1 pseudogene is annotated in these 566 nt (G+C 45.4%); it reads left to right on the forward strand.

What is annotated here, in order from left to right:
• A pseudogene (locus B4K20_RS04740) lies at positions 1-566 on the forward strand (diacylglycerol kinase); the annotation flags it as partial.

Raw genomic sequence — 566 nt, forward strand, 5'->3', positions numbered from 1 at the left:
GATCTGGCGCGATCGCTGGGTGTGCCAGAAGATTTAATCGCCGCAGCACAAGTCATTGTTGATGGTAAACGCGAACGGATCAGCCTGGGCAAAGTAAATAACCATTTTTTTGTGAATGTTGCTCATATAGGGCTGGGCGTGGATGTCACCCGAGAACTCAGCTCAGATAGCAAAAAATGGTTTGGTGTGTTGGCTTATTTAGGCGCCTTCTTCAAAGCCATCAAACGAAACAAAAGCTTTAAAGTCCATATCAAAACCGATGACTGGCAGAGCTCAAGCCGAGCGATTCACCTTGCTGTCGGCAATGGCCGGTATTACGGTGGGGGCAATATTGTTGACCAGCGCTCTACCTTAGTAAACGGTCAGCTTCATTTATTTTTTATCAAACCACGACCTTGGTGGCAATTGTTATTATTGGGGCCTAATTTACGTGATGGGGCATTAGCAAATGAGCGCCATATCGTGCGTCACTCTGCTCAAAACTTCAGTATTTACACCTCTAAACCCAAAGAGCTGGAAGCTGATGGTGAATTTAAAACCACAACCCCTGTCGAATTTGAGATTAT

Origin of the sequence: Methylophaga sp. UBA5088, assembly GCF_002414625.1 — a bacterium.
Lineage (GTDB): Bacteria > Pseudomonadota > Gammaproteobacteria > Nitrosococcales > Methylophagaceae > Methylophaga > Methylophaga marina.